This window comes from Paractinoplanes pyxinae, from assembly GCF_026626335.1.
Lineage (GTDB): Bacteria > Actinomycetota > Actinomycetes > Mycobacteriales > Micromonosporaceae > Actinoplanes > Actinoplanes pyxinae.
The window spans coordinates 660607-683806 of the sequence record NZ_JAPNTZ010000003.1 but is presented as its reverse complement, the minus strand read 5'-3'; the positions used below and the strand labels follow the sequence as shown (position 1 = coordinate 683806).

Below are 23200 nucleotides of genomic sequence, written 5' to 3'. Positions count from 1 at the left end.
CCGAGACCGGGTGAATCCCCCCTGCGGAAGGTTCGACAAGGATGTCCCTGTTCAAGCGCTCGGCACTGGTGGGCGCGGCCGTCGCCGGCCTCACCCTGGCCCTGGCCGCGCCGGCCGCCGCCCACGTCACGGTGAACCCCGACACCGTGGCCGCCGGCGGATACGCCAAGGTCACCTTCCGGGTGCCCAACGAGAGCGACACCGACTCGACGACCAAGGTCGAGGTGAACCTGCCGGCCGACCAGCCGGTCGCCTCGGTGTCGGTCAAGCCGATCACCGGCTGGGACGTGGCCACCACGGTCTCGAAGCTGGCCAAGCCGCTCGAGGCGCACGGCGCGTCGATCACCGAGGCCGTCTCGAAGATCACCTGGACGGCCAAGGCGGGCTCCGAGGTCAAGCCGGGCCAGTTCCAGGAGTTCGACGTCTCGATGGGCCCGATCCCCGAGTCCGGCCAGATGATCTTCAAGGCGCTGCAGACCTACTCCGACGGCACGGTCGTGCGCTGGATCGACGAGCCCACCACCGACGGCACCGAGCCCGAGTCGCCCGCCCCGGTCCTGAAGATCGGCCCCGCCGCCGCCGAGGGCAGCGACACCGCCGCCGCCGCGCCGACGGCCACCGCGGCCCCCGAGGCTGCTCCGGCCGACGAGTCGGACGGCGGTTCCAACGCCTTCGGCATCGCCGGGCTGGTCGCCGGCGTGCTCGCGCTGATCGTGGCCATGCTGGCCTACGCCCGCTCCGGCCGCCGGGAGACCGCGCCCGCAACGGCCGCCGCACCCGCGTCCGGCGACAAGCCCACCACCGGCAAGTAAGCCCGGTCGAAGCCGGCCACCGACAAGCAGCCGAGAAGACGAGGCGTCTCGCCGCACACCACGACGAGACGTCTCGCCTCATTGCGCCGCCGCAATCAGGGAGACGCCAGAACGCGGGAGCGGCGTCGTAAATCTGGGGGCAGGACGCGGGAGCGGCGTCGCAAGTCCGGGGACGCCAGGACGCGGGCGTGGCGTCGCAAATCTCGGGACGCCACGACGCGGGAGCGGCGTCACAAATCCAGGGACGCCACGACGCGGGAACGACGTCGCAAATCCGGGGACGCCAGGACGCGGGAACGGCGTCGCGAATCCGGGGACGCCCGAAACGCGGGAGCGGCCCAGGCCGGGGACCTTGAACGGCGCGGTCAGCCGGGTGAGGGGAAACGCGCCCGAAAGCGCAGGGGATCCCGTGTTCGTGTCAGGGGACGTCGGCCGCGTTATGCGTGGTCAGCATGACCGGCACCCCGTCGGGGCGGCGTTACTCGTTCTTGCGGGGCGGGTCTCCGTCTTTCCAGGTGTCGCGCAAGTCTTTCTTCGTGGTGCGCCACCACTCGCGCAGGTCGTCGGTCCAGGTGCGCAGGGCGACGCGGGTGCCCGGGTCGTCCAGGCCCGCGCCGAGCAGTTCGGCCAGGCTGAGCAGCCACAACACCGGCGTCAGGGCCAGCGCGATGACCGGCAGCGGCGGCCACGCTATCCATGCGTACAGGAAAAGCAGGAGAAGCGCGGCGCCCGTGACCGCCAGCGCGGCGGTGTCGGCGCGGCGCATGAGGCGCGGCAGCAGGGCCAGACAGCGCCACGGCAGCCGGCCGGCCGGGATCAGCACGCGCGCGGCGAAGCCGGTCATCGCCGCCGCCAGCACGCCCGACACGACCTGACCCAGGGCGGCCGCCGGCTCCCACCACAGGGCGCCGACCAGCGTCAGCGCGCAGACCAGGGCCGCGCTCAGCGCCAGCCCGCGCCGCAGACCGCTCAGCACGCCGCGGATCGGCCAGGTCATCGAGACGACGTCGGCCCGGCCGGGATTGTCGCGGGCCACCTCGCGCAGCGCCCGCATCGACCGGCGCACCTTCAGCTTCTCGGCGTCCAGCATGGCGACCAGCCACCGCCCGTACGCGTTCTCGGGCTCGATCGCCAAAGCAGCGTGCGCCGCGGCCAGAGCCACCTCGCGATGACCCGCGTCCCGCTCGACGTCGGCCACCGTGAGCAGCCCCTCGACGGAATGCGGGTCGAGCGTGCGGCCGTGCGCCGCCGCGGCCCGGGCCTGATCGAACTGCCGCCCCGCGGCCAGCGCCCGGGCCAGCACGAAGTGCGCGGAGGCCATCGACGGCGCGAGCCTCACCGCCTCGGACGCCGCCTCGAGCGCCTCGCGCGCCCGCACCAGGACGATCAGGTCTTCGGCCCGTTCCAGATGCGCGTCGGCCAGCGTGGGCGCCGCCGCGATCGCCGCGTCCGCCATCGTCAGGGCGGCCGCGTAGTCGCGCCGGAGCCGCAGCACCGAGGCCAGCAGCGTGAGCAGCCACCCGTCGCCCGGCGCCTCGGCCAGCCCCTCGCCAGCCACCCGCTCGGCCTCGGCGTAGTGCCCGACCTCGGCCAGTTTCTGCGCCCGCCAGTACGCGCCGGGCGGCGTGCTCACCGCCGGCGCTTCTTCAGGTAGGCGGCCAGGTCGTCGTACTCCCCCGACTCGTTGGCGAACATGGCCACGTTGCGGGCGGTGGCGAACCAGCCGTCGGTGGACGGGCGGATCTCGCGCACGGCGTTCAGCATGTCCTGCTGGTTGATCATGCGGATCTCGCCCGAGGTGATCGAGTCGCGCATGGCGAACTCGGCCGCCGTCTCGCACACGTGGGCCAGGTCGGCGCCCGAGTAGTTCTCGGTGGCGTCGGCCACCCGGCCCAGGTCGACGCCGGCCACCGGGCGGTCACGCAGGTGGTACTGCAGGATCGCGGCGCGGGCGGGCTTGTCGGGCGGGAGAACCAGCAGCGTCCGGTCGAGCCGCCCGGGACGGCGCAGGGCCGAGTCGATGTCCCACGGGGCGTTTGTCGCGGCCAGCACGAAGACGCCGTCGTTGTTGCCGTCGACGCCGTCGAGCTCGGTCAGCAGCTGGTTGACCACCGTGCGCATCGACGACGAGTTGAGCTGACTGCGCTTGTGGCCGAGGGCGTCGATCTCGTCGAGGAACAGCACGCACGGGGCGTGGCCGCGGGCCGAGTCGAACAGGTCGTGCAGGTTGCGCTCGGAGCTGCCCACCCACATGTTGAGCACGTCGGTGATCGACAGCGAGATGAACGCGGCCCCCATCTCACCCGCGACGGCCCGGGCCAGGAAGGTCTTGCCGCAGCCGGGCGGCCCGTACAGCAGGAGACCGCCGCGCAGCGACTTGCCGAACAACGTACGCAATTTCGGGTTTTTCAAGGGGCCGAGGAACGAGACCTCGAGACGCTTCTTGACCTCTTGCATGCCGCCCACGTCGGCCAGCGTCACCGTCGAGCGTTCGACGTCGAACGTACGGTCGTCGTGCCCCTGAACCGGCTCGGGCTCATGCGAGAAGCGCGGCGGCACGATGTCGCCCAGGTCTTGCTCCATGGCGGCCCAGTCCACGGTTTCCGGCGGAGAAGACGACGGTGGCGATGGCTTGCCGAGCGCGGACGTCATGAGCTTCTGCGCGACCTCGTTGCCCGGCTCACGGGCCAGCACCTGAGCCGCGTGCCCGATCGCCTCGGCCCCGCGCCCCGCCCCCACCAGCAGCTCGGCCAGGTGCAGGCGCAGCGTCAGGTCGTCGGGCCGGGCCTCGACGGCCGCGGTCAGGCTGTCGATCAGGGGCGAGTCGCTCATGACAGCGAATTATGCCCGCCGCCTGTGACAAGAAGAGGCCGCCGGGTAGCTGCCCCGACGGCCTCTTCGACAACAAACTCAGCCCGGTCGTCGATAACCCGCGATCGGGCCGCGGTCGATCGTCGCCATGCGCACATGGTCGCCCGTGTGCGGGGCGTGCACCACCATGCCGCCGCCTATGTAAAGCGCGACGTGGTGCAGGCTGCCCGGGTAATAGAACACCAGGTCGCCCGGTTGGAGCTCGTCCTTCGAGACGGGCCGGCCCTCGTTCCACTGGTCCTTCGTGTAGTGGTCGAGGTGCACGCCGACGCTGCCCCAGGCCTCCTGGGTCAGGCCCGAGCAGTCGTACGAGTTGGGACCGGCCGACCCGAAGACGTAAGGCTTGCCGATCAGGTCGCACGCCTTCTGCGCGGCCCGGCCACCCTTGTCGTTGGTGTAGTCGACCGGGCACGGCCCGAGCCGCAGCGGCCCGTCGTTGGCGTCGGCCGAACCGTAGGCCGCGATGCGCAGCTTCTGCAGCGAGTCGATCTTCTTCTCGATCGCCGTCTTGCGCTTGGCCAGGTCGACGTCGCGCGCGGCGACCGACTTGGTCACCACATCCAGGTCGGCCTTGGACGCGGTCAGCTTGTCCCGCAGCGCTGCCACGCCGGCCACCTGGGCCCGCTGGTTGCGGGCGAGCTGGTCGAGGTAGAGCAGCTTGTCGGTCAGCCCGGTCGGCGACCCGGTGACCAGCAGCGCGTTCACCGCGTTGGGGGCGCCCTGCTTGTACGCGTCGACCGCCAGCCCGCGCACCTGCTGCATGGCCAGGTCGACCTTCACCTGCAGCGGGGTGATCTGGGCGGCCAGCTTCTTCTGCTGCGCACGGTTCTTGATCAGCTTGCCGTGCACGTCGTTGTACTGCTCGATGACCGGTTCGAGCTCGTTCCACTGCTTGTCGATCTGCGCCTCGACCGTTCCCGGCGAGGGAGTTGCGTGCGCCACCGCGGGCCCGGAGAAGATGATCCCGACCGCGGCCAGAGCGCAGAGCAAGGCACGACGCACTCTGCTGTGGTTCCTTTCTTCCCTCAGCCGCCTACCGGGTTAGCTGCCGGGTTCGGACGGGAAGCGCGTCCGGCCGCAAAATATCGCGGCTTCACCCCTACTACTCGGGTCCCCGGTTCACTCACAGTGATTGGGCGGTGATCCGCCAGATCGACCGGGCGGTCGATGGGGGGCTGCCGGACCGTGCAACACCGTACTCCCGATCAAGCAAAAGATCACTACAGGGGCCAGGCCTCCAGAGCCTGGTCGAGCCACGGCACGATCAAAATCACGGTGGGTAACACGAGGAGACTCACCGCGACGAAAACGACCAGCGCGTTGAGCGCGACGGACGGAGTGTGCGACTCCGTGAGCCGGGCCAGCCGACGCCGGCGCGCGTCACCCCGGGGATCGGCCTTCACGTCCTCGGCCAAGGGCACTGCGTCGGACAACTGCTCGAGGGCGGCGCGCAACGGCGCAGCACCCACGCGGCGGCGGGCGACGTCGTCGGCGATCATCTCGAGCAGCAGGTGCACGGCGTCGAGCGGCAGCCGGCTGCGCAACGGCCGCGGCACCGCGCGGTAGAAGGCGGTGAACGACTCCATCACCACCTCGTGCCGGTGCCGCAGGTGGGTCTGCTCGTGGGCCAGCACGGCGTCGACCTGTTCGCGGTCGAGCACCTGCAGGACGCCGTTGCTGAGCACCACCCTCGGCTCGCGCCCCGGCACGCAGTACGCCAAGGGAAGCGGCCCGTCGAGCACGCGCAGATTGTCCGGGCCCAGCTCGCGGTGCTGTTCGGCCCGGTCGAGCAGGTCGACCAGCAGCCGGTGCCGGGCGCGGCGGGCCCGCGAGCGCCGGCTGACCCCGATCAGCGAGAGCAGCAGCCGCACGATGATCACCGCGGCCACCGCCAGAGCGCCGATGACGGCCGCCTCGGCCACCGGCTGCCCCGAACCGGCGATGCGGGTGACCTCTTCGGGCGCGGCCAGCACGACGCCGAGGGCCGCGAGCACGGCGGTCAGGGTGATCGACTGCCACAGCAGGACGGCCGCGATCGGCGCCCGGTCGGGCCAGCGCGCGTTGGCCAGGAGGCTCGGCACGACCAGCGAGAGGGTCAGGCCGAGCGCCCCCAGCAGAAGCGCGGTCACCGGTTCTTCTGAGCGGCTTCGATTGCTGCAGCTAAGGCGTCGGGCGGCAGCTGCCCGACGAAGTACGCCAGTGCGGCGTCCTGATCGTCGCTGGACGTCAGCGCGTCGAGCATGACCGAGGCGGTCATCTCTTCCCGCGTCTGAGCCGGCACGTACTTGTAAGCGCGGTCAGCCTTCTGCTGGGTGACCACACCCTTCTTCGCCAACCGGTCGAGCACGGTCATCACCGTTGTGTAGGCCAAGTCGCGCTGACGGCTCAGGCGCTCGTGCACCTGCCGCACGGTGAGCGGCTCACCGGCGTCCCACAACTGCGTCATGACCTCGCGTTCCAGATCCCCGAGAGCCATGTGAGCAAGCATACCCACCCTACTGCACAGCGTCGTACTACGAGGCGTAGTATCTACTACGAGACGTCGTAGAGGGGCATCCACATGGACGTGCTGGACTGGACCCGGCTGCAGTTCGCGGTCGTGACGATCTATCACTACTTCTTCGTGCCGCTGTCGATCAGCCTGGCCGCGACCGCCGCCGGCCTGCAGATCGCCTGGCTGCGCACGAAGAAAGAGCAGTACCTGCACCTGACCAAGCTGGTCGGCAAGCTGCTGATCGTGACGTTCGCCGTCGGCGTGGTCACCGGCCTCGTCCAGGAATTCCAGTTCGGCCTGGGGTGGAGCGCATTCGCCCGGTTCTACGGCGACGTGTTCGGGCCGACGCTGGCCATCGAGGGGATGCTCGCGTTCTTCCTCGAGGCGACGTTCCTCGCGCTCTGGTACTTCGGGTGGGACCGGCTGCCCCGCGCCATCCACACGGCCTGCATCGTCATTGTCGCGGTCGGCACGCTGCTGTCGGCGTTCATCATTCTGGCCGCCAACTCCTTCATGCAGAACCCCGTCGCGTACGCGTTGGACCCCGTCACCGGACGGGCCCGGCTCACGTCGTTCACCGAGCTGATGCTGAACAAGGTCAACCTGGCCGCCTTCCCCCACACCATCTCGGGCGCGGTCATGGTCGGGGGCGCCCTGCTGCTGGCGGTCGGCGTATGGCGGCTGGCGGCCGACCCGGCGTACGGAATCCTGGCTCGCCTCGGCGCCTGGCTGACGCTGGCCGGCGGGGCGGCGACCGCGCTCACCGGCGACCACCTGGGCAAGGTCATCACCGAGGTGCAGCCGATGAAGATGGCCGCGGCCGAGGCGCTGTACGAGACCACGGCCGGCGCGCCGTTCGCCGTCTTCGCGACGGGCAAGCCGCTGCCCGAGTTCGCACTCGAGATTCCGTGGCTGCTGTCGATCCTGGCCAAGGGCAACCCCAACGCGACCGTCCAGGGCATCGACGACCTGCAGGCGCAGTACGCGGCGGAGTTCGGGCCCGGCTCCTACGTGCCGATGATTCCGGTGGCGTTCTGGACGTTCCGGCTCATGATCGGGATCGGCATGCTCGCCGCCTTCCTCGGGGCGCTCTACCTGTGGCGTACGAGGAAAGGTCGTCAAGCCCCGCGCTGGCTGACCCGATGGCTGCCGCTGATCCCGCTGCTACCGACCGCGGCCAACACATTCGGCTGGATCTTCACCGAGACGGCGCGCCAACCGTGGATCGCGTTCGGCATCTCCAAGGTCGCCGACGGCATCTCCCCCGGGCTGACCAGCTCGGAGGTCATCGTGTCGCTGGCCGGGTTCACCGTCATCTACGGGGTGATCGCCGTGGTCTGGCTTCGTCTCGTACGTCATCTGGCGCGGCAGCCGCTTTCGCCTTCGGCCGCGTCGGCTGAGAAACCCGAACTCGCCCCGGTCTACTGAGGAGCTTCGACGTGATCACCTTCTGGTTCTCGGTCGTCGTGCTGGCCTGGGTGCTGTTCTTCGTGCTCGAGGGCTTCGACTTCGGCGTGGGACTGCTCGGGCCGGTGCTCGGCCGCGACGACCACGAGCGAGGCGCGGCCGTGCGCACCATCGGCCCGTTCTGGGACGGCAACGAGGTGTGGCTGGTGGCGGCGATCGGCGTGACGTTCGCGGCGTTCCCGGCCTGGTACTCGGCGCTGCTGGCCGGGCTGTACCTGCCGATGGTCCTGCTGCTGCTCCTGCTGGCGGTGCGCGGCGTGGCCCTCGAGTTCCGCGGCAAGGGCGACGGCCCGCGGTACCGGCGGCGGGCCGACATCGCGCTGGCGCTCAGCTCGCTCGGCATCGTGCTGGTGTGGGGGGCGCTGCTGGCGGCCTTCGTCCGGGGCCTGGCCATCGACGCCGGCGGCGACGTGGTGGGTGGCGGTTTCGCCCGTACGGTGGGTCCGGTGCTGACGCCGGCGGCCGGGCTCGGTTCGCTGGCCGCGCTGTACGCCGCGCTGCTGCTCGGGGCGACGTTCCTGGCCCTGCGCACGAGCGGCCCGGTGCGCCGCCGGGCCCGCACGCTCGCCCAATGGCTGGGCACGGGCGGGGCAGTCGCGCTTCTGCTGCTGGGCTTGGGTACGGGTTCGGTCGTGGTGCTGATCGCCGCGGTGCTCGCCTTCGTGGCCGGCCTGCTGGCCCGCACCGGCCGCGAGGCGCTCGCCTTCGCCGCCACCGCCGTGGGCGTGGCCGGCTCGGTGGTGGCCGTCTTCACCAGCCACGGCTCGGTCGTGCTGCACAGCACCATCGACCCGGCGTACGCCCTGACCCGCGACGCCGCGGCGGCCACCCCGCAGGCCCTGGAACTGCTCACCTGGGCCGGCGTCCTCATCCTGCCCGGCGTGCTGGCCTACCAGGTCTACTCCTACTGGGTCTTCCGCCGCCGCGTAGCCAGCGAACGGGTCCCCTCATGACTGCCTCTCCTCCTGCTGCCATCGCACCTTCCCCTCCTGCGGCCGCGGTTTCCGCGCTTCCCTCCTCTCCGGGTCCGGAAGCCGTGGCGTCCCAGCGATCCGCGCCGCCTCGCGGGCCGCTGGACCCCCGGCTGGTGCGGCACGCCCGCACCAGCCGGGGTGGCATCGCCGGCCTGGCCCTGCTCGGCGCCGGGCAGGCCGGCGCCACCCTGCTGGTGGCGGTGGCTCTGACCATGCTCGTGACCCGAGGCCCCGGCTGGGCGGCGCTCTTGCTGGCCCTCGCGTACGTGGCCCGGGCGCTGCTGTCGTGGGGGGAGCAAGTGGTGGCCCGCCGGACCGCCGCCCGCGTCACCGACGAACTTCGCCGCTCGATGCTGCGGGTGCTCCCGCAACGCGGCCCGGCCTGGGTGGCCACGTTCGGCGCGGGCCGCCTGACGGCCGTCCTCACCACCGGCCTCGACGCCCTGAAGCCCTGGTTCAGCGGCTACCTGCCGGCCCTGGTGCTCGGCGTGGCCCTGCCCCCGCTGGTCATCGTGGCGATGGCCGTCGTCGACCCCACCTCGGCCGTGATCGCGCTGGTCACCCTGCCCCTGATCCCGGTGCTGGGCGCGCTGATCGGTTGGGCCACCCAGGCCCGGGCCCGCCAACGCTGGCAGGCCGACGCCCGCCTGGCCGGCCACTTCCTCGACGTGGTGCGCGGCCTGCCCACCCTGCGCGTCTTCGGCCGGGCCGACCGCCAGACCGAGGTCATCGAAACCCTGACCGACCAGCACCGCTCGGCCACGCTGCGCGTGCTGCGGGTCGCCTTCCTCTCCTCCACCGCGCTCGACCTCGTCGGCACCCTCTCGGTGGGCCTGATCGCCGTCGAGGCCGGCCTGCGCGTGGCCGCCGGCAACCTCGCCCTCGGCCCCGCCCTGCTGGTGATCCTGCTGGCCCCGGAGGCCTACCGCCCGCTACGCGAAATGGCCGCCCGCTACCACGCCTCCACCGACGCCACCGCCATCATCACCGACGTCGACGAGATCCTCACCGCCCCGGCCCTGGCCACCGCGGCATCCACGGTCGAAGAAGCCGTCGGCGCCTCAGCGACCACCAACCCGGCCGCCGAATCCTCAGCCTCCGCCGCAGCCGGCGACACCGAGGCTCGCCCGGCGACTCCCGGCCTCTTTCCCATCGGTGTCGCAGGCGGCACGGGCACCAGCCCGGCTGGATGCGGTGCTACCGCCGGCCCTTCCGACACCGGCTTCGGCCCGGTCGCCGGCGGCCTTCCTCCGGCGGCGGGTGTTGTGGTCAGCGGATTGCGATCCCGCTATCCCGGCGCCACGCGCGACGCGGCCGCGCTGGAGCAGCTGGTCGTGCGACCGGGCGAGATAGTCGCCCTGGCCGGCCCGTCCGGCGCCGGCAAGACGACAGTTCTCCGCGTCCTGGCCGGCCTGCAGACCGCCCACACCGGAGCCGCCCACGCCACCAACCCGCTCTACCTGCCGCAACGCCCGGCGCTGCCGCACGCTCGAACGGTCGCCGACCTCTTCCCCACCGGCACCTCCGCCGCCGACATCACCGACGCCCTCACCACCGTCGGCCTGGCCACCGACCTGACCCCGGCCACCCAGCTCGGCGAACGCGGCACCGGCGTCTCGGCCGGCCAACGCCACCGCCTGGCCCTGGCCGCCCTGCTCCACCAGGTCCTCACACCGACCGCCGCCACTCCGCAGCACCCGGACACGACGCCGAACGCAGGCGTCCGGCATCACCCGGCCACGGGGCCCAACGCAGCCGCTCCGCAGCACCCGGCCGCGGCACCGAACGCCGCCACTCCGCAGCACCAGGCCACAACACCGAACGCAGCCGCTCCGCAGCACCCGGACACGACGCCGAACGCCGCCGCCTCGCACCACCAGGCGACGACACCGAACGCAGGTGCTTCGCCGCACCGGGCCGGCACACCGACCGCCCGGCAACCCGGAACCGGCGCGCTGATCGAGGCCGCCCTACTACCCCTATCCAGCCCACCCGCCCGGGGTCGGGACGACTCTACGATTTTTCGGGCGCCCACGTCGGCGTCGTCCACAGGTGGCGTCGCTGCCCACAGTTCTGTCGAGCGGCCGGACAAAGCGCCCGCCACCCTGCTACTCGACGAGCCGACCGCCCACCTCGACCCGGCCGGCGAAGCACTGGTCATCGCCCGCCTGCGTGAGGCCGCCCGTGCCGGATGCGCGATTCTCGTGGTCGCCCACCGCGCGGCCCTGCTCGCCGCCGCCGACCGCGTGGTCCGGCTCGTCCCGCCGGCCACACCCGGAACCGAAACGCCCTTCCTCGCCACGGCCGACGTGCCGCTGCCGGGCCACGCCGGGCTCGCCACAGCGGGAACCGCGGGCACGAAGGCCAACTCGCAGGCATCCGCCCCGACCCGGACGCTCACGACCGGCACGGGGAACGCCGTCCGGCTCGCCACCGCCGAGACACCCCTCACTTTGGAAGCGGCCGCGTCCCCCGCCGGGACGGAACGGGCCGAAGCGTCCCCCGCCGGGACGGAACCGACCGAAGCGTCCCCCGCCGGGACGGAACCGGCCGAAACCGAAGCGGCCACCGAAGCGGCCGAAACCGAAGCAGCGGCCACCAGGCACGACGCTTACCGATCGGACTCGCCAACCCAGCGGCCGTGGTGGCGGCGGGCCGGCGTGGCGGTAGCGCTCGGCAGCGGCTCCTCGCTGGCCGGCCTCGTCCTGACCGGGGCGGCGGCCTGGCTGCTCGTGCGGGCCTCCTTCCTGCCGCCGGTGCTCACGCTGTCGACTGCTGTGGTGCTCGTGCGGGGCAGTGCCGTCGCCCGGCCGCTGCTCCGGTATCTGGAGCGGCTTGTCGCGCACGACGTGGCCTTCGCGCGCCTGGGCGTCTGGCGGGCCCGGGTCTTCGCGGCCCTCATCCCCCGCGTGCCGGGGCCTCGGCTGCGCCGCCGCGGGGACCTGCTCACCAAAGTGGCCGACGACGTCGACGCCCGGGTCGACGGGCTGCTGCGGGGGCGGATGCCCTTCCTCGTTGCCGCCGCGACCGTCGCGGTTGCCGTGAGCGCCGCCGTCCTGCTGAGCCCGCTTGCCGCGCTCCCGCTGATGGCCGGGGTGTTCATCGCGGGCGTTCTGGCGCCTGCGCTGGCCGCCCGCCAGGCCGCCCGGGACGAAGCCGCCACCGGTGAGGCGCGGGCCCGGCTACGCGACGCGATGGTCGAGACGGTGGACGGCCTGGAGGATCTGCGAACGGGTGACGACGTACCGCAGAAGCGAAGCCGCGACCTGGCCCTGCTCGAAGCGCGGGCCGCCCGGACGGCCGGTTGGTCGACCGCGCTCGCGCACCTCGGCTGGGGTGTGGCCGTCACCGGCGTCGCGTTCGCGCTCGGCGGTCTGAGCGCGGAGTGGGCCGCCGTGCTGCTGCTGGCCACCGTGGCCCTGGGCGAGATCGTGCTGACGCTGCCCGACGCCGCAGTGGCCCGGCAGCGCGCGGCCGGCGCCGAAGTCCGCCTGGCCGGCCTGACGTCCGAGCCGCCCGCCGCGACGCCCCGCGACAGCAGCGGCTCGACGGGGTTCCGCCTCGAGCGGGTCACCGCCGCCTGGGCCGACCCCGTGCTCGACGGCCTGGATCTCGACCTGCCGGCCGGTTCCCGGGTGGCCGTGCTGGGCCGCTCCGGCTCCGGCAAGTCGACGCTGGCCGCCGTGCTCGCCGGTTTCCTCGACCCTCGCGACGGTGTCGTGACGCGAGGCCGCGGCCGCGTCGTTCTCGTGGGCGACGACACCGGGCACATCTTCGCCTCGACCGTGCGCGAGAACCTGCGGCTGGCCCGCCCCGGCGCCACTGATGACGAGCTCCTTGCGGTGCTTCACCGCGTACGGCTGGGAACTTGGTTCGATGCCCTGCCGCAAGGCCTCGACACGTGGCTGGGCGGTGGCGGGACGACGATGTCGGGCGGTCAGGCCCGGCGGTTCGCCGTTGCGCGGGCCCTGCTGGCCGGGCCCGCGCTGCTCATCCTGGACGAGCCGACCGAGGGCCTCGACGCGGAGGTGGCCGAGGAGCTCATGGCCGACCTGCTCGGGGCGGCCGACATGAGCGTGCTCGTCCTGACCCACCGCGCCGAAGGCCTCGACCGGGTCGACCGGGTGCTCGAGCTCAGCGCGGGGCGAGTGCGTCCTGCAGGAATCGCAGTTGCGGCGTGAGCAGGTCGACGTCGGGCGGCATGTGGCTGGCGCCGGCCAGTGTCAGCAGCGTGTGCGGTTTTCCGGCGGCGAGCAGGGCCGCCGAGAGCCGCATCGTGTGCGCCGGGTAGACGTTGTCGTCGGAAAGTCCGTGGATCAGCATGAGCGGCCGCTCCAGGTTCGGCGCGTCGGCGATCAACGACTCTTTCTCGTACGGCGTGGGGTCGACGCGGGGATCGCCGAGGAACCTTTCCTGCCAGTGCGTGTCGTACAGCCGCTCGTCGGTCACCGGCGCCCCCGCCACCGCCGCGTGGAAGACGTCGGGCCGGCGCAGCACCGCGGCCGCCGCCAGGTAGCCCCCGTCCGACCAACCGCGCACCCCGACCCGGGACAGGTCGAGCTCCGGATACAGCGCGGCCACCGTCTCGAGCGCCTCGATCTGATCGTCGAGCACCTTGCCGATGCGTTCGCCGCGCGCCTCCCGTTCCCAGCGCGGCCCGCGCCCCGGCGTGCCCCGCCCGTCGGCCACGATCACCGCGAAGCCCTGATCGGCGAACCACTGCGACACGTAGAACTGCCGCCGGTTCGCGACGACCCGTTGCGCCGCCGGCCCGCCGTAGGGATCCAGCAGCACCGGTAGGCGTTCGCCGCGCTGCCACACCGCCGGGAACAGCACGGCCGTACGCAATTCGTTCTTGCCCGCACGCAGCAGCGACACCTTCGGAACCACCGGCGAGCTGAGGGCCAGGCTTCTCACCGTACGGCCCTCGCACATGGCACTGAAGCCGGAGAGCGTGTCGCTGCTGATCACCGTCGCCCCACCCGCTCGCGTGCCGGTGTGCTCGCCGGGTTCGGTGGTGAGCCGGCGCAACCCGTCGGCGGCCGACCACGACCACAGGTGCTGCTCGGTGGGCTCGGACGATCCGGTGAACAGCACGGTGTCGCCGTCGACCCCGCACAACGCCGCGATTTGCAAGCCGGGCGGCGTCACCGTTTCGCCGGCCACCGTGAGGTGCCGGGTGTCGCCACGGTCCTCGGTCCAGACCAAAGACCCTTCCCTCGTACGCCGGGGAAAGCCGGGCACGATGGTCGTCCACAAGGGATCGTGGGTCTCGGCCAGCACGTCCCCGCTGTCGGCGTCGACCACGCGCATCTTCGTCTGGGGCCGGTTCTGCAACACGACGAGCAGCCCGTGCTGGTCCCACACGACGTCGACCAGATACTCGTACTCGTCCCAGCCGAACTCGACGGCCCGGCGCTCGCCGTCCAGCCCGAGCACGAACAGCTCGACGACGGCGTTGTCGGTGCCGGCCCGCGGGTAGCGCTGCGCGGTCGGCGGCGCGGCCGGATCGGCCGGGTCGCTCAGGTACCAGATCTCGAGCGGCGAGTTGTCGACCCGGGCTACGGCCAGGTGCTGCCCGTCGGGCGCCCACCAGAACCCGCGCAGCCGCTCCATCGACTCCGACGCGACGTGCTCGGCCAGCCCGTACGTGACGTCGTCGCCCTCGGGCGTGGCTAGCGCCCGGTCCCCCGTACCGTCGCAATTGATCACGCGAAGCGCACCCTCGTGCACATACGCGACGGCGGTCCCGTCCGGGCTGATGGTCGCATCGGTCAGCGGCGTCAGAGCGGGCAGCTCCCGCGACTCGCCCGACTCCGCGTCGGCAACGAACAACTTCTGACCAGCCGTGTACGCGATGACGCGCGCGCCCCGGTCGGTGCTGTAGTCGGAAATGCCGGCCGACCGATCACGGGCCCTCTCGCGCCGGGCCCGCTCAGCCGCCGACATCGGCCCGGCGGCGCCCGCAGACCCCGGATCCCCCACGAGCCGTTCTTCCCCGCTGGCGAGCTCGAGCTCCCACAACAGCCGAACCGGATCCTCCCCACCGGCGCTGCGCAGAAACAACACCCGCTTCCCATCCGGAGCAACCGTGAACCGATGCGGCCGCCCCAGCCCGAACCCCTGCGTCCGAGCCAGCAACGGCGGAAACGACACAAGCATGGCTAAGTCTTACTCCGATCAATGCTCGAGCGGGAACCAGCGACCTGATCATGTCGCGACGAGCCGCCCAATGCACTATCGGAAAGGCGCCTTTCTCCTGTCGCCGGCGGCCGTCCACTCCGAGCCGGGCCGGCGGGCCACGTGGTCGCGGGGCTGACCACGCCCCGCGACCACACTGCGTCAGTCCTCCATCACGACCTTCCAGGCCAGGCCGGCCGGGTTGCCGTTGGGATCGTCACCGCCGTTGTTGACCGTGTCGAAACTGAGGATGTTCGGCCCGGGCTGGAGCCGTACGGCTGCGGAGACCGGGGCGTTGTACCCAGCGTTCAGGACGACGTCACCGTTCACCGAGGCCGTCACCAAGTCATCGGCTGCGGCGTAGAGGCGGACCGGGCGTTCGGCCTGCGCCGCTGTCGCGGTGATGGTTGCGGTGAACGTCGCCCGGTACTGCCCCGGCGTGGTCAGCCGCTTCGTCCAGATCCACGGCGCGTCCGGCACCACGGTCCAGGCGCCGCTCGTGCAGCGGTTGCGCGTATCCAGGCCGGCGCAGCCGGTGTGGCCGTAGGTCAGTTCGCTGACGCCGGTGACACCGGCCGCGTCCCGCCAGGGCTGTCCCGCCTTCGACGCCCCGAGCACCCGGCCATCGCCGGCCGAGCCGGCCGACTGGGCGACGATCGCGGCCGCGGCGGCGTTCTTGTCACCGCTGAGCGCTACGTCGAGAGTGCAAGCGTCGAGCAGCGTGGGCTCCGTGATCCCGGCGGCCGCGCACGCCCGGCGCGCGGCCTCGCGGTTCTCGTCGGGAAGACTGTTCAGCGGCAGGTCCGCGTAGGGAAACGCGGTGTCGGTGTAGGTAGAGGTGTCCTCACCCGGCGCATAGTCGAACAACGAGTCGTCCGGTGTCACGCGCCAGGCCGAAGGATCGTCACCGACCGCGCCGAGCAGACCGTCCAGGAAGCCCCGCTGCGACTCCGGCGCACCGACGGTCAGGTTGAGCGCCGAGCCAGGGTCGTAGTCCACGCCCAGGTAGGAGCCGTCCGGACCGCTGACAGTCACCCGCCGGATGCCGGCATCGAGCATGATCGTGCCACCGCCGGGCAGCTCGAGCGGATCGCTGCCTGGATTGACCACAGCTCCGTCGACCATCGTCCGCACTCCGGTGTCGGTGAGGTAGACGCCGACGCGGTGTCCGCCGACCCGCAGCGCCACGGCCGAGTTGACCGCGACCACCCGCGACGACCCCCACGGGCGCTGCCGGACCTGGATCTCGAGGTCATCCACCGTGGACCGGACCGCGGTGAACTCGCCGACGCGCTGGAAGTCGTAGGCGACGCCGTCGAAGGTGCGCAGGTGCGGGTCGCCCCAGGTGGTCGTGCAATAGGTGCCGCAGCTCGGCGCGGGCGGTCCGCTGACCACGCCGCCGCCGTCCACCGGGGGCGGCAGTTCGGCATTGACGGTGAGGTCGAGTGTGCGGGTGACGGTGGTGCCACCCGCGTCGGTGAGCCGGAAAGTGACGGGGCCGGACCCGACGGCGGTGGGGCGCCCGGCGATGGAGCCGGTCGTGTCCATCGTGAGACCGTCCGGCAGGCCGGAAGCGGTCCAGGTGTAAGGCGGCGCGCCGCCTGCACCGGCTACGCCGCCGCGATAGTCGATGCCGAGGAAGCCGTCGTTCAGCCGGCTGGTCGTGATGGAGAGGGCGGTGGAGTCGGGGTTGACCCGCAGACGCACGGTGCCGTCGGCGGTCTGCCCGCGGGCATCGGTGACGCTCACCGCGATCTCGTAGTCGCCGGCACGGGCCGGCGTGCCGATCAGCATGCCGTCGCGCACAACCAGACCGTCGGGCATCGATCCGGTGCTGCGCCAGGTGTAGGGCTCGGTTCCGCCCGACGCCAGGAGCTTTTCCTCGTACGCCCGCCCGGCCTCGCCGGGTGCGAGCGGCTGGTCCGAGACGGACAAAGGATCGGCACAGCCGGGCCCGGGACGATCGATCAGCAGTTTGCGGATCTCGGCCACGGTCGCCTGGAAGTTCGCGATCGTCAGCGTGAAGAACTTGATGTCACCGCTCACCTTGGCCGCCAGGTAGGGACCGAACGTCTCGCTGCCGGGGCACGGCAACGTGGCCTTGAGCTCGAGCCCCACCTCGGGGTGCACGCTCGGGCCGAGCAGCCCGTTGATGGTCGCGCCGAAATGCGGATCGGTGTAGACCTTCTCGGAGGCCGACGCCGACACCTTGGCCTCCAGCGGGCCGGTGACCTCACCGGACAGGCTCGCGTCGCTGAGGTTGGTGATCTTCCCGTCCTGCCACCGGAATCCGGCGCCGACGGTGGCGTTGCTCTTGGCGCCGACCGAGATCTTGCCGTTCACCTGGGCCGAAGCACCGATCTCGGCACCCGCGCTGGGCACCAGCACCAGCGGCGGTGTGGGAGTGATCAGGACCGGGGCGAGCTGGACTTCGGGCACAGCACGGGGCAGCTTCCAGTCCAGCTTGCCCGAGCCGGAGATCTCCGCTTCCAGGCCCGTGTCCACCGTGCCGCTGACGCGCCAGCTGAACGTACGAAGCTTGCCCTTGATCCCGCTCCAGGAGACGTCGATGTCGATCTTGAGGCTGACGTCGAGGGCCACCCGGGCCGAGATCGACGCGCTGCCCTTGATCTCGACCGGCTTGGCCGACGATGCGATCGCGACTGTCCGGGAGAGCGTGAGATTGCTGGTCAAAGCCTTGGACCGAGTGCCCGCCGCGCCCGGCGGGGTCAGCGGGACATCGGTCAAGTTGATGTCGGCCTGCAGCAACGCCTCGTCGATCCCGGCGGGAACGGTCTGCACCACGGTGCTGGAGCCCTTGCGGCCGACCGAGGCGACCCGCCGCAACAGTCCTTCCGGGGTGGTCGGACTCAGACCAGCCACGATGATGTCGCCGGACTCGAGGCCAGGCGATCGGGAGAAGGTGATGCTGCGATCGGCAGTCTTGGTGATGGCGGACAGCACCGACGCGGACGGAGTCACCACATCAGGTGACACCACCGTTGCCCCAGCCGGCGGAGCTTTCACGGTGAAGGTCAGCCGGGCGGCCGCAGTCAATCCGCCCCAGGTTCGTACACACGCGAGCAGAGCGTGCTTCCCGGCCGGCGCCGACGTCCGCAACGACCAGGTACGGCTGCCGTCCCGCGCCGGTTGGCGAGCGATCTGGGCGGCCCCGATGCTCTGGTCGTCCGCGTACAACTCGACCCTGCGGGCGAAGGAGGCCAGGCCGCCCCGGAAGACGCCGGTGATGTCGAACTCGGGTTGTTTCGCCAGATCGATCGTCCCGTTCGCCCGCGGGGTGCTGATCGTGAGCGTGAGCGCCCGAGTGGGGGCGGTGCCGGGGCACGAGGGCTTCGGCTTCGCCGGACGGCTGACGGTTCGCGGAACGCCGGCCGCTTGACCCGCGAAGGAAGCCTTCCCCTCGCTGGTGGCCGCGTCCGCCGTGGCGATCCCACCGGCGACGAGACCACCGACTACCAAGGCCGCGGCGATGGACGACGCCACACGACGCCAGGGTCTGGACATGCTGAGTGCTCCTCTGTTCGCGACGCGGCGGCTTCCGAGTCGCATCGACGGAGTGAACAACCGGACACGAACAGACAGGGACACTCATCAGTCCATGATTCGACCGCGAAGGTCCGCGGCTCCGGGACGATCTACGAGCCGGCTCACCTCACCGGCTGAGCAAGACCACCGGTCCGGCCGAACCCGTTCGGCGCGTGCGGCTGGTCGCTTCGACCCGGCACGGACAGCAGGTGGTCGAGCGTGCCAACCCTATGTAGGGTGCGTACATGGGTGAGCCGCGGATTACCGCTTCTGTGCTTAAAGTGCTGGCCGGGCTGCTGGCCGAGCCGGGGGCGCAGCGGTACGGGCTCGAGCTCATGCAGGACACCGGGCTGCCCAGCGGCACGCTTTATCCGATTCTGGCGAGGTTCGAGCGGGCCGGGTGGGTCGAGTCGCGGTGGGAGCAGATCGATCCGGCGGCCGAGGGGCGCCCCAGCCGCCGTTACTACGTGCTGACGGCCGAAGGGACGGTGGCCGCGCGGCGCGAGGTTGCCCTGATGCGGCAGCAGATGTCTCGGGCGGCCGGGCCGCTCGGTCAGGCGCAGGAGGCGTGATGGGGGCGGTTGACCGGCTGGCCCGCGCGGCCGTTCTGGTGGCGGCCCGGCGGTGGCCGGACGACCTCGCCGGGGTCATGCGGGACGAGTGGCTGGCCGAGCTGGCCGTGATCGGCGAACCGTGGCGGAAGCTGGCTTTCGCCGGGTCGCTGGCGGTTTCGCCGGGTGTGGACGAGCCGTCGTGGCGCGAGCGGGCCGAGAATGCCGGACGGCTGGCGGCGGTCGCGGCGGGAGTCACGTTGCTCGCCGCGGTGGCGACCAATCTCGCGCGAGCTACGGAGGCTCTGGCCCCCGTGATGCTGCTGCTGGGCGCCGCCGGGCTAGCGCTGGCCGGCCGGCGGGTTCGCGGGTCAGTCGCCCTGGCCGGGGTGGCGCTGTTCGCCTTCCTGTTCGCGGGCAATCCGGTGCCGATGATGCCGTTCATGGGTGCGCGTGACATCGCTCCGGCGGTCGCGGTCTGGACGATCGGGATGGCCGTCGCGCTTCGGGCGAGGCGGCGGTGGGTGGCCGTCGCCGGCGGTCTGGTCACGCTTGATCTCGCGGTGGTCGCGGGGTCGGCGCATGCGGCGGCGGCACTCGGCGTGCCCGCGTGGACGGCTCCGGCCTGGTTCCCGCTCGCCCTGCTGCCCGGCGGCACCGTGTCGTTCGGGCCCCACCTCGGTGACGGCCCGGCCTTCCACGCCTCCGGGATCCTGCTGGCCAACGCTGCCGTATCGGCCGGCCCGTTCCTGCTGTGCACCGCCTTCCTCCTCGCCTCGGCACTCACGGGCAAGACAGGTGAGCCGGCACGAAGCAGCGGGCACCTGACCCGGCGTGTCACAGACGCTGCCCGCGCGGCGGTGTCGCGACTCGGTGTGAACGCGCGCCGGGGAGCCGCCGGGGCGGTGACGGCGCTGGCCACGCTGGCGGTGGCGCCCGCTCTGCCGGCGGCCGGCGGGGATCCGGATGTGGTGTTGCGGCGGCTGCTCGACAACTCGACGGCGTTCGGGTTCGGGTTTGTCGAGCACCCGGTCGGCCTGGGCGCCGTCGCCCTCCTGGCAGCCCTGCTGGCCATGCGGGCCACCGACTCCCTCACGGCCGCATAACAACCGAGCTCGCGGCTCGACAAGCAGCCCAGACCCTATGTAGCGTTCCGACTATGGGTAAGCGATGGATCTGGTTCCTCACGGCGGTGGTCGCAGCAGCCACGGCGGTCGCGGCCTTCTGGAAGCCTGCGGGAAGCCGCCTCACCGACCTTTCGGTCTACCTGGGCGCGGTCTCCGGCCTGGCCGACGGCGCCGGCCTCTACGACTTCACCCGCGGCGCCGCTCCCTTCACTTATCCCCCGTTCGCGGCCCTGCTGTTCACCCCGCTGACTTGGCTCCCGGTCGGCGTCGTGCAGATCGCCTGGACCCTGGCCTCGCTGGCCACCGTCGCCGGTCTGGCCGTTCTGGTCACCCGCCGGAACCAGCCAGTCGTCGCGCTCGCGCTCATGCTCTCGGCGCCCGTCTCGTCCGACGTCAAATACGGCCAGGTGAGCCTCTTTCTGGCTGCTCTGGTCGCGGCCGATTTCCTGGCCTTGCGCCGTACGCCCTGGCACGGCGCACTGGTCGGCCTGGCCGCAGCCGTCAAACTCACGCCGCTGATCTTCATTCCGCTGCTCTGGCTGGCCGGCCGCCGCACCGCCGCGGCCGTCGCCACCGCCACGTTCGCCGCCTGCGGCCTGCTCGCTGCGGCCACCTTGCCCGGCGACTCGTGGGCCTTCTGGACCGACAAGGTCTTCCAGGTCAACCGGCTCGGCTACATCGACGGCGTGGGCAACCAGTCGCTCAACGGCGCCCTGCTGCGCCTGGGCATCGAGGCCGACGCCCGCCGGACCCTGGTGCTGTTCGTCGGGGGCACCGTCGCCGCCGTCGCGCTCGCTCGAGCCGTACGGCTGGCCCGTCGCCAGGACTGGCTGAGCGCCGTGATTGTGGTCGGCGCGGCGAGCATTGTCCTCAGCCCCGTCTCGTGGACTCACCACCAGATCTGGCTGGTCCTGGCCGTCCTGCTGCCCATTGGAAAGGTTCAGAAGGCGGTCGTCCTGGCCGTCATGATCCTGCCCGTGCCGGTGCTGTTCGCCGAGTCACGCCTGCTGCTGGCGGTGGCCGTGGCCGCCCTGATCCCGCTTCACGACGACGCGGGCCCCGGCCACCGGACGCGCATCCCGCTTCACGACGACGCGGACCGCGGAACCGGAATGCGCACCCCGCTGACCGAGACGGGCGGCCGCAGCGCGGTCACCGTGGCGTAGCCGTCGGCCAGCAACGCCAGGTCGGTGCCGGGCACCAGCTTCTCGCCGCTGCGTTCGATGGTCGTCCGCACGTACCCCTCGCCCGACTCGGCCACCGCGAGGCCCGCCTGGCCGAACGACGCCAGCGTCGCCTCACGCACCTGCGGCGCCTCGGGCCGGTCGGGCACGTTCACGTTGAGCACCGTTCCGGCCGGCGTCGACGAGGCCATCTCCATCAGCGAGGCCGCGACCGCCGCGGCCGTCGGCCAATGCAAATCGTCGTCGGACGGCAGGATGATCGCGTTGCCCCCGGAGGCGGCCGAGATCGCGGCGTCCGGGTTGAGCACGTCGAGCGAGACCGCCATCGCCCGCATCCCGTAGTTGGCCGCCGTCAGCGCCGCCCCCACCGTGCCCGAGTGCAGCACCGCGCGGCCCGCGTTGGCGCCCCGGTTGATCCCCGAGAGCACCACGTCGGGCGGCGGGCCGAAGACCCCCAGGGACGCCAGGACCACGATGTACGCCGGTGAGGCGGCCACCCCGTACGCGGTGATCCCCGGCATCTCGTACTTCGAGATCAGGATCTGCCCGTCCGACACCACCGCCGTCAGGGCGGCGCTCATGCCGCTCGCTTCTTCCTGCGGCGCCGCCACGACCACGTCGTACGTGCCGGAGACAGCCGCCGCCAGGGCCAGGATCCCCGGCGCGGCCACCCCGTCGTCGTTGGTGATCAGCACCCGGGTCATCGCTTCTCGATCCGCACTCGGCTCATCAGCTCGCGCACCGCCTCGGCCCTTCCCGTCCCCAACCCGTGCCGCGTCACGTTGAGGGCCCCGGCCGCCGACCCGGTCCGCAGCGCCTCCTCGAACGAGCCGCCCCGGGCCAGCACCGACGTCACCCCGGCGGTCATCGAGTCGCCGGCGCCCCGGTGCTCGTTGACGGTCAGCGGCGGCGGGTGCACCTCACACTCATGGTCTTCGTAAAGGGCCAGCGCCGCGTCCCCCGCCCGGCTGATCAGCACCGCGTCGAGCCCGCGCTCGCGCAGCTTCCGCCCGGCGGCCAGCAGCGATTCCACGCTGTCGTCGTCGGCCAGCCCGTCGTCGAGGAGTTCCTCGTGGCTGACCTTCACGACCGAAACCCCTCCTTCGAGCACGGCGGTCAGGTAGTCACCGGAGAGGTCGGCCACCACCCGTACGCCGTTGGCTGTCAGGTCCGAGGCCAGGCGCTCATAGACGTCGGGCGCGACCGCCGAAGGCTTGTGCGGTCCGCTCAGCAGGGCCACCGACGAGCGCAGGCCCTCGGTGAGCGCGACGTTGTGCAGCTCGTCCAGTTCGTGCCGGGTCAGCGGCGGCCCGGGGTGCTCGGCCACCGACTCGCGCTGCCCCTCGCGGCGGTCGTGCACGTACCAGCCGCTGGCCGAGTGCCGGGGCACGGCCCGGACGTCGAACCCCTCCGCGGCGAGCGTCGCCTCCAGCAACGACCCCGGCTCGCCGCCCAGCGCCACGCACAGGTTCACCGGCACGCCGAGGGCTGAGATCATGCGGGCCTGCCAGACGCCCTGCCCGCCCGGGTGGACGTGCAGGTCGGGTTCGTCGCCATGTTGTTCGATGGTCACGGTCAGGATCGGCGCAGGAGCGAATACCATCACCCGGTCGGTCATGCCGGAGGCTTACCCAGCCCGGCCGCTCCGATCGGCGGTGACCGCTGTGAATCGCCTGGGAACCGGACGCTTCAGGCCACGCGGGTCAGCTTGAGGTACCGCTTGCCCACGGCGTGCCGGGCTCCCCGCGGCTCGACGCGCAGCCGCACGGTCGCGCCCGGTCCGAGGTGGACGGGCACGTCGTCGCTGCCGGTCCAGTCGAGGCGGGCGCGGACGGTGTGCGGCCCCGGCGGCAGCGCCAGCGACAGTTCGCGGCCGCAGCGCACGACGCCCTTGACCGCCCCGTCGACGACGATCTGGTACGCGCGGGCCCGGTCGATCCAGTGCCCGGACGGCCGTTCGACGGTGAGTGTGGCTATGACGGTCATACCGACGA

At 71.9% G+C, this 23200-nt stretch carries 17 protein-coding genes and 1 riboswitch; of the genes, 7 read left to right on the top strand and 10 right to left on the bottom strand.

Features of this window, described 5'->3' with window-relative positions; genetic code table 11:
* Positions 1–41 precede the first annotated feature (41 nt).
* On the top strand, positions 42–812 hold the full coding sequence (locus OWR29_RS11070) for a YcnI family protein (RefSeq protein WP_267562552.1): 771 nt from the start codon (positions 42–44) through the stop codon (positions 810–812).
* A gap of 478 nt (positions 813–1290) precedes the next feature.
* Here the strand turns inward: OWR29_RS11070 and OWR29_RS11065 are convergent, their stop codons facing one another.
* The 5 genes from OWR29_RS11065 to OWR29_RS11045 all read right to left on the bottom strand — a co-directional run bounded on the left by OWR29_RS11065 (position 1291) and on the right by OWR29_RS11045 (position 6159).
* On the bottom strand, positions 1291–2445 hold the full coding sequence (locus tag OWR29_RS11065) for a tetratricopeptide repeat protein (protein WP_267562550.1): 1155 nt from the start codon (positions 2443–2445) through the stop codon (positions 1291–1293).
* Positions 2442–3644, bottom strand: coding sequence for an ATP-binding protein (locus OWR29_RS11060; protein ID WP_267562549.1), 1203 nt, complete (start codon positions 3642–3644; stop codon positions 2442–2444). Before OWR29_RS11060 ends, OWR29_RS11065 begins: the two co-directional genes overlap by 4 nt.
* A 78-nt stretch (positions 3645–3722) precedes the next feature.
* Positions 3723–4685: a C40 family peptidase gene (locus OWR29_RS11055; protein WP_267562547.1), complete on the bottom strand. Its 963-nt coding sequence runs from the start codon at positions 4683–4685 to the stop codon at positions 3723–3725.
* Positions 4686–4698: 13 nt separating this feature from the next.
* A riboswitch (cyclic di-AMP (ydaO/yuaA leader) is annotated at positions 4699–4832 on the bottom strand.
* Between the two features lie 71 nt (positions 4833–4903).
* The gene (locus OWR29_RS11050; protein ID WP_267562546.1) at positions 4904–5812 is read right to left on the bottom strand and encodes a M56 family metallopeptidase; all 909 of its coding nucleotides are present in this window, start codon (positions 5810–5812) and stop codon (positions 4904–4906) included.
* Positions 5809–6159 (bottom strand): BlaI/MecI/CopY family transcriptional regulator, encoded by a 351-nt coding sequence (locus OWR29_RS11045; protein WP_267562545.1) that lies wholly within the window; start codon positions 6157–6159, stop codon positions 5809–5811. The genes OWR29_RS11050 and OWR29_RS11045 overlap by 4 nt, the downstream gene beginning before the upstream one ends.
* A gap of 84 nt (positions 6160–6243) precedes the next feature.
* On the opposite strand from OWR29_RS11045, the gene OWR29_RS11040 reads away from it, so the two are divergent.
* Genes OWR29_RS11040 through cydC form a run of 3 tightly spaced genes read left to right on the top strand, consistent with a single transcriptional unit; the run spans position 6244 to position 12799 of the window.
* Positions 6244–7605, top strand: a complete 1362-nt coding sequence (locus OWR29_RS11040; RefSeq protein WP_267562543.1) for a cytochrome ubiquinol oxidase subunit I — start codon at positions 6244–6246, stop codon at positions 7603–7605.
* An 11-nt stretch (positions 7606–7616) separates the two neighbouring features.
* Positions 7617–8597 (top strand): cytochrome d ubiquinol oxidase subunit II, encoded by a 981-nt coding sequence (gene cydB / locus OWR29_RS11035; protein WP_267562541.1) that lies wholly within the window; start codon positions 7617–7619, stop codon positions 8595–8597.
* Complete coding sequence (cydC, locus tag OWR29_RS11030; protein WP_438872569.1) at positions 8594–12799, top strand: thiol reductant ABC exporter subunit CydC; 4206 nt, start codon at positions 8594–8596, stop codon at positions 12797–12799. The genes cydB and cydC overlap by 4 nt, the downstream gene beginning before the upstream one ends.
* On the opposite strand, the gene OWR29_RS11025 is transcribed toward cydC, so the two are convergent.
* Both OWR29_RS11025 and OWR29_RS11020 read right to left on the bottom strand, forming a co-directional pair.
* Entirely contained in the window at positions 12753–14780 is a 2028-nt protein-coding gene (locus OWR29_RS11025) for a S9 family peptidase (protein ID WP_267562538.1), read from the bottom strand. The genes cydC and OWR29_RS11025 overlap by 47 nt on opposite strands.
* 180 nt (positions 14781–14960) lie before the next feature.
* Positions 14961–18323, bottom strand: coding sequence for a putative Ig domain-containing protein (locus OWR29_RS11020; RefSeq protein WP_267562536.1), 3363 nt, complete (start codon positions 18321–18323; stop codon positions 14961–14963).
* Between the two features lie 266 nt (positions 18324–18589).
* Here OWR29_RS11020 and OWR29_RS11015 point away from each other — a divergent pair, with 266 nt between their 5' ends.
* Genes OWR29_RS11015 through OWR29_RS11005 form a run of 3 tightly spaced genes read left to right on the top strand, consistent with a single transcriptional unit; the run spans position 18590 to position 21188 of the window.
* On the top strand, positions 18590–18916 hold the full coding sequence (locus OWR29_RS11015) for a PadR family transcriptional regulator (protein ID WP_267562534.1): 327 nt from the start codon (positions 18590–18592) through the stop codon (positions 18914–18916).
* Positions 18916–20001, top strand: coding sequence for a hypothetical protein (locus OWR29_RS11010; protein ID WP_267562533.1), 1086 nt, complete (start codon positions 18916–18918; stop codon positions 19999–20001). Before OWR29_RS11015 ends, OWR29_RS11010 begins: the two co-directional genes overlap by 1 nt.
* Positions 20002–20054: 53 nt before the next feature.
* Entirely contained in the window at positions 20055–21188 is a 1134-nt protein-coding gene (locus OWR29_RS11005; RefSeq protein ID WP_267562532.1) for a glycosyltransferase 87 family protein, read from the top strand.
* On the opposite strand, the gene surE is transcribed toward OWR29_RS11005, so the two are convergent.
* The 3 genes from surE to OWR29_RS10990 all read right to left on the bottom strand — a co-directional run bounded on the left by surE (position 21107) and on the right by OWR29_RS10990 (position 23192).
* On the bottom strand, positions 21107–21910 hold the full coding sequence (gene surE / locus OWR29_RS11000; RefSeq protein ID WP_267562531.1) for a 5'/3'-nucleotidase SurE: 804 nt from the start codon (positions 21908–21910) through the stop codon (positions 21107–21109). The genes OWR29_RS11005 and surE overlap by 82 nt on opposite strands.
* A complete protein-coding gene (locus OWR29_RS10995; protein WP_267562530.1) occupies positions 21907–22824 on the bottom strand; it encodes a 1-phosphofructokinase family hexose kinase in 918 nt (305 codons plus the stop codon). The genes surE and OWR29_RS10995 overlap by 4 nt, the downstream gene beginning before the upstream one ends.
* Before the next feature lie 71 nt (positions 22825–22895).
* On the bottom strand, positions 22896–23192 hold the full coding sequence (locus OWR29_RS10990; protein ID WP_267562529.1) for a hypothetical protein: 297 nt from the start codon (positions 23190–23192) through the stop codon (positions 22896–22898).
* Positions 23193–23200: the final 8 nt, after the last annotated feature.

Coding starts and splice junctions, on each gene's coding strand:
- OWR29_RS11070 (WP_267562552.1), top strand. CDS start 42: ATGTCCCTGTTCAAGCGCTCGGCACTGGTGGGCGCGGCCGTCGCCGGC.
- OWR29_RS11020 (WP_267562536.1), bottom strand. CDS start 18,323: ATGTCCAGACCCTGGCGTCGTGTGGCGTCGTCCATCGCCGCGGCCTTG.
- OWR29_RS11045 (WP_267562545.1), bottom strand. CDS start 6,159: ATGGCTCTCGGGGATCTGGAACGCGAGGTCATGACGCAGTTGTGGGAC.
- OWR29_RS10990 (WP_267562529.1), bottom strand. CDS start 23,192: ATGACCGTCATAGCCACACTCACCGTCGAACGGCCGTCCGGGCACTGG.
- OWR29_RS11040 (WP_267562543.1), top strand. CDS start 6,244: ATGGACGTGCTGGACTGGACCCGGCTGCAGTTCGCGGTCGTGACGATC.
- OWR29_RS11025 (WP_267562538.1), bottom strand. CDS start 14,780: ATGCTTGTGTCGTTTCCGCCGTTGCTGGCTCGGACGCAGGGGTTCGGG.
- OWR29_RS11015 (WP_267562534.1), top strand. CDS start 18,590: ATGGGTGAGCCGCGGATTACCGCTTCTGTGCTTAAAGTGCTGGCCGGG.
- OWR29_RS10995 (WP_267562530.1), bottom strand. CDS start 22,824: ATGACCGACCGGGTGATGGTATTCGCTCCTGCGCCGATCCTGACCGTG.
- OWR29_RS11060 (WP_267562549.1), bottom strand. CDS start 3,644: ATGAGCGACTCGCCCCTGATCGACAGCCTGACCGCGGCCGTCGAGGCC.
- surE (WP_267562531.1), bottom strand. CDS start 21,910: ATGACCCGGGTGCTGATCACCAACGACGACGGGGTGGCCGCGCCGGGG.
- OWR29_RS11010 (WP_267562533.1), top strand. CDS start 18,916: ATGGGGGCGGTTGACCGGCTGGCCCGCGCGGCCGTTCTGGTGGCGGCC.
- OWR29_RS11005 (WP_267562532.1), top strand. CDS start 20,055: ATGGGTAAGCGATGGATCTGGTTCCTCACGGCGGTGGTCGCAGCAGCC.
- cydC (WP_438872569.1), top strand. CDS start 8,594: ATGACTGCCTCTCCTCCTGCTGCCATCGCACCTTCCCCTCCTGCGGCC.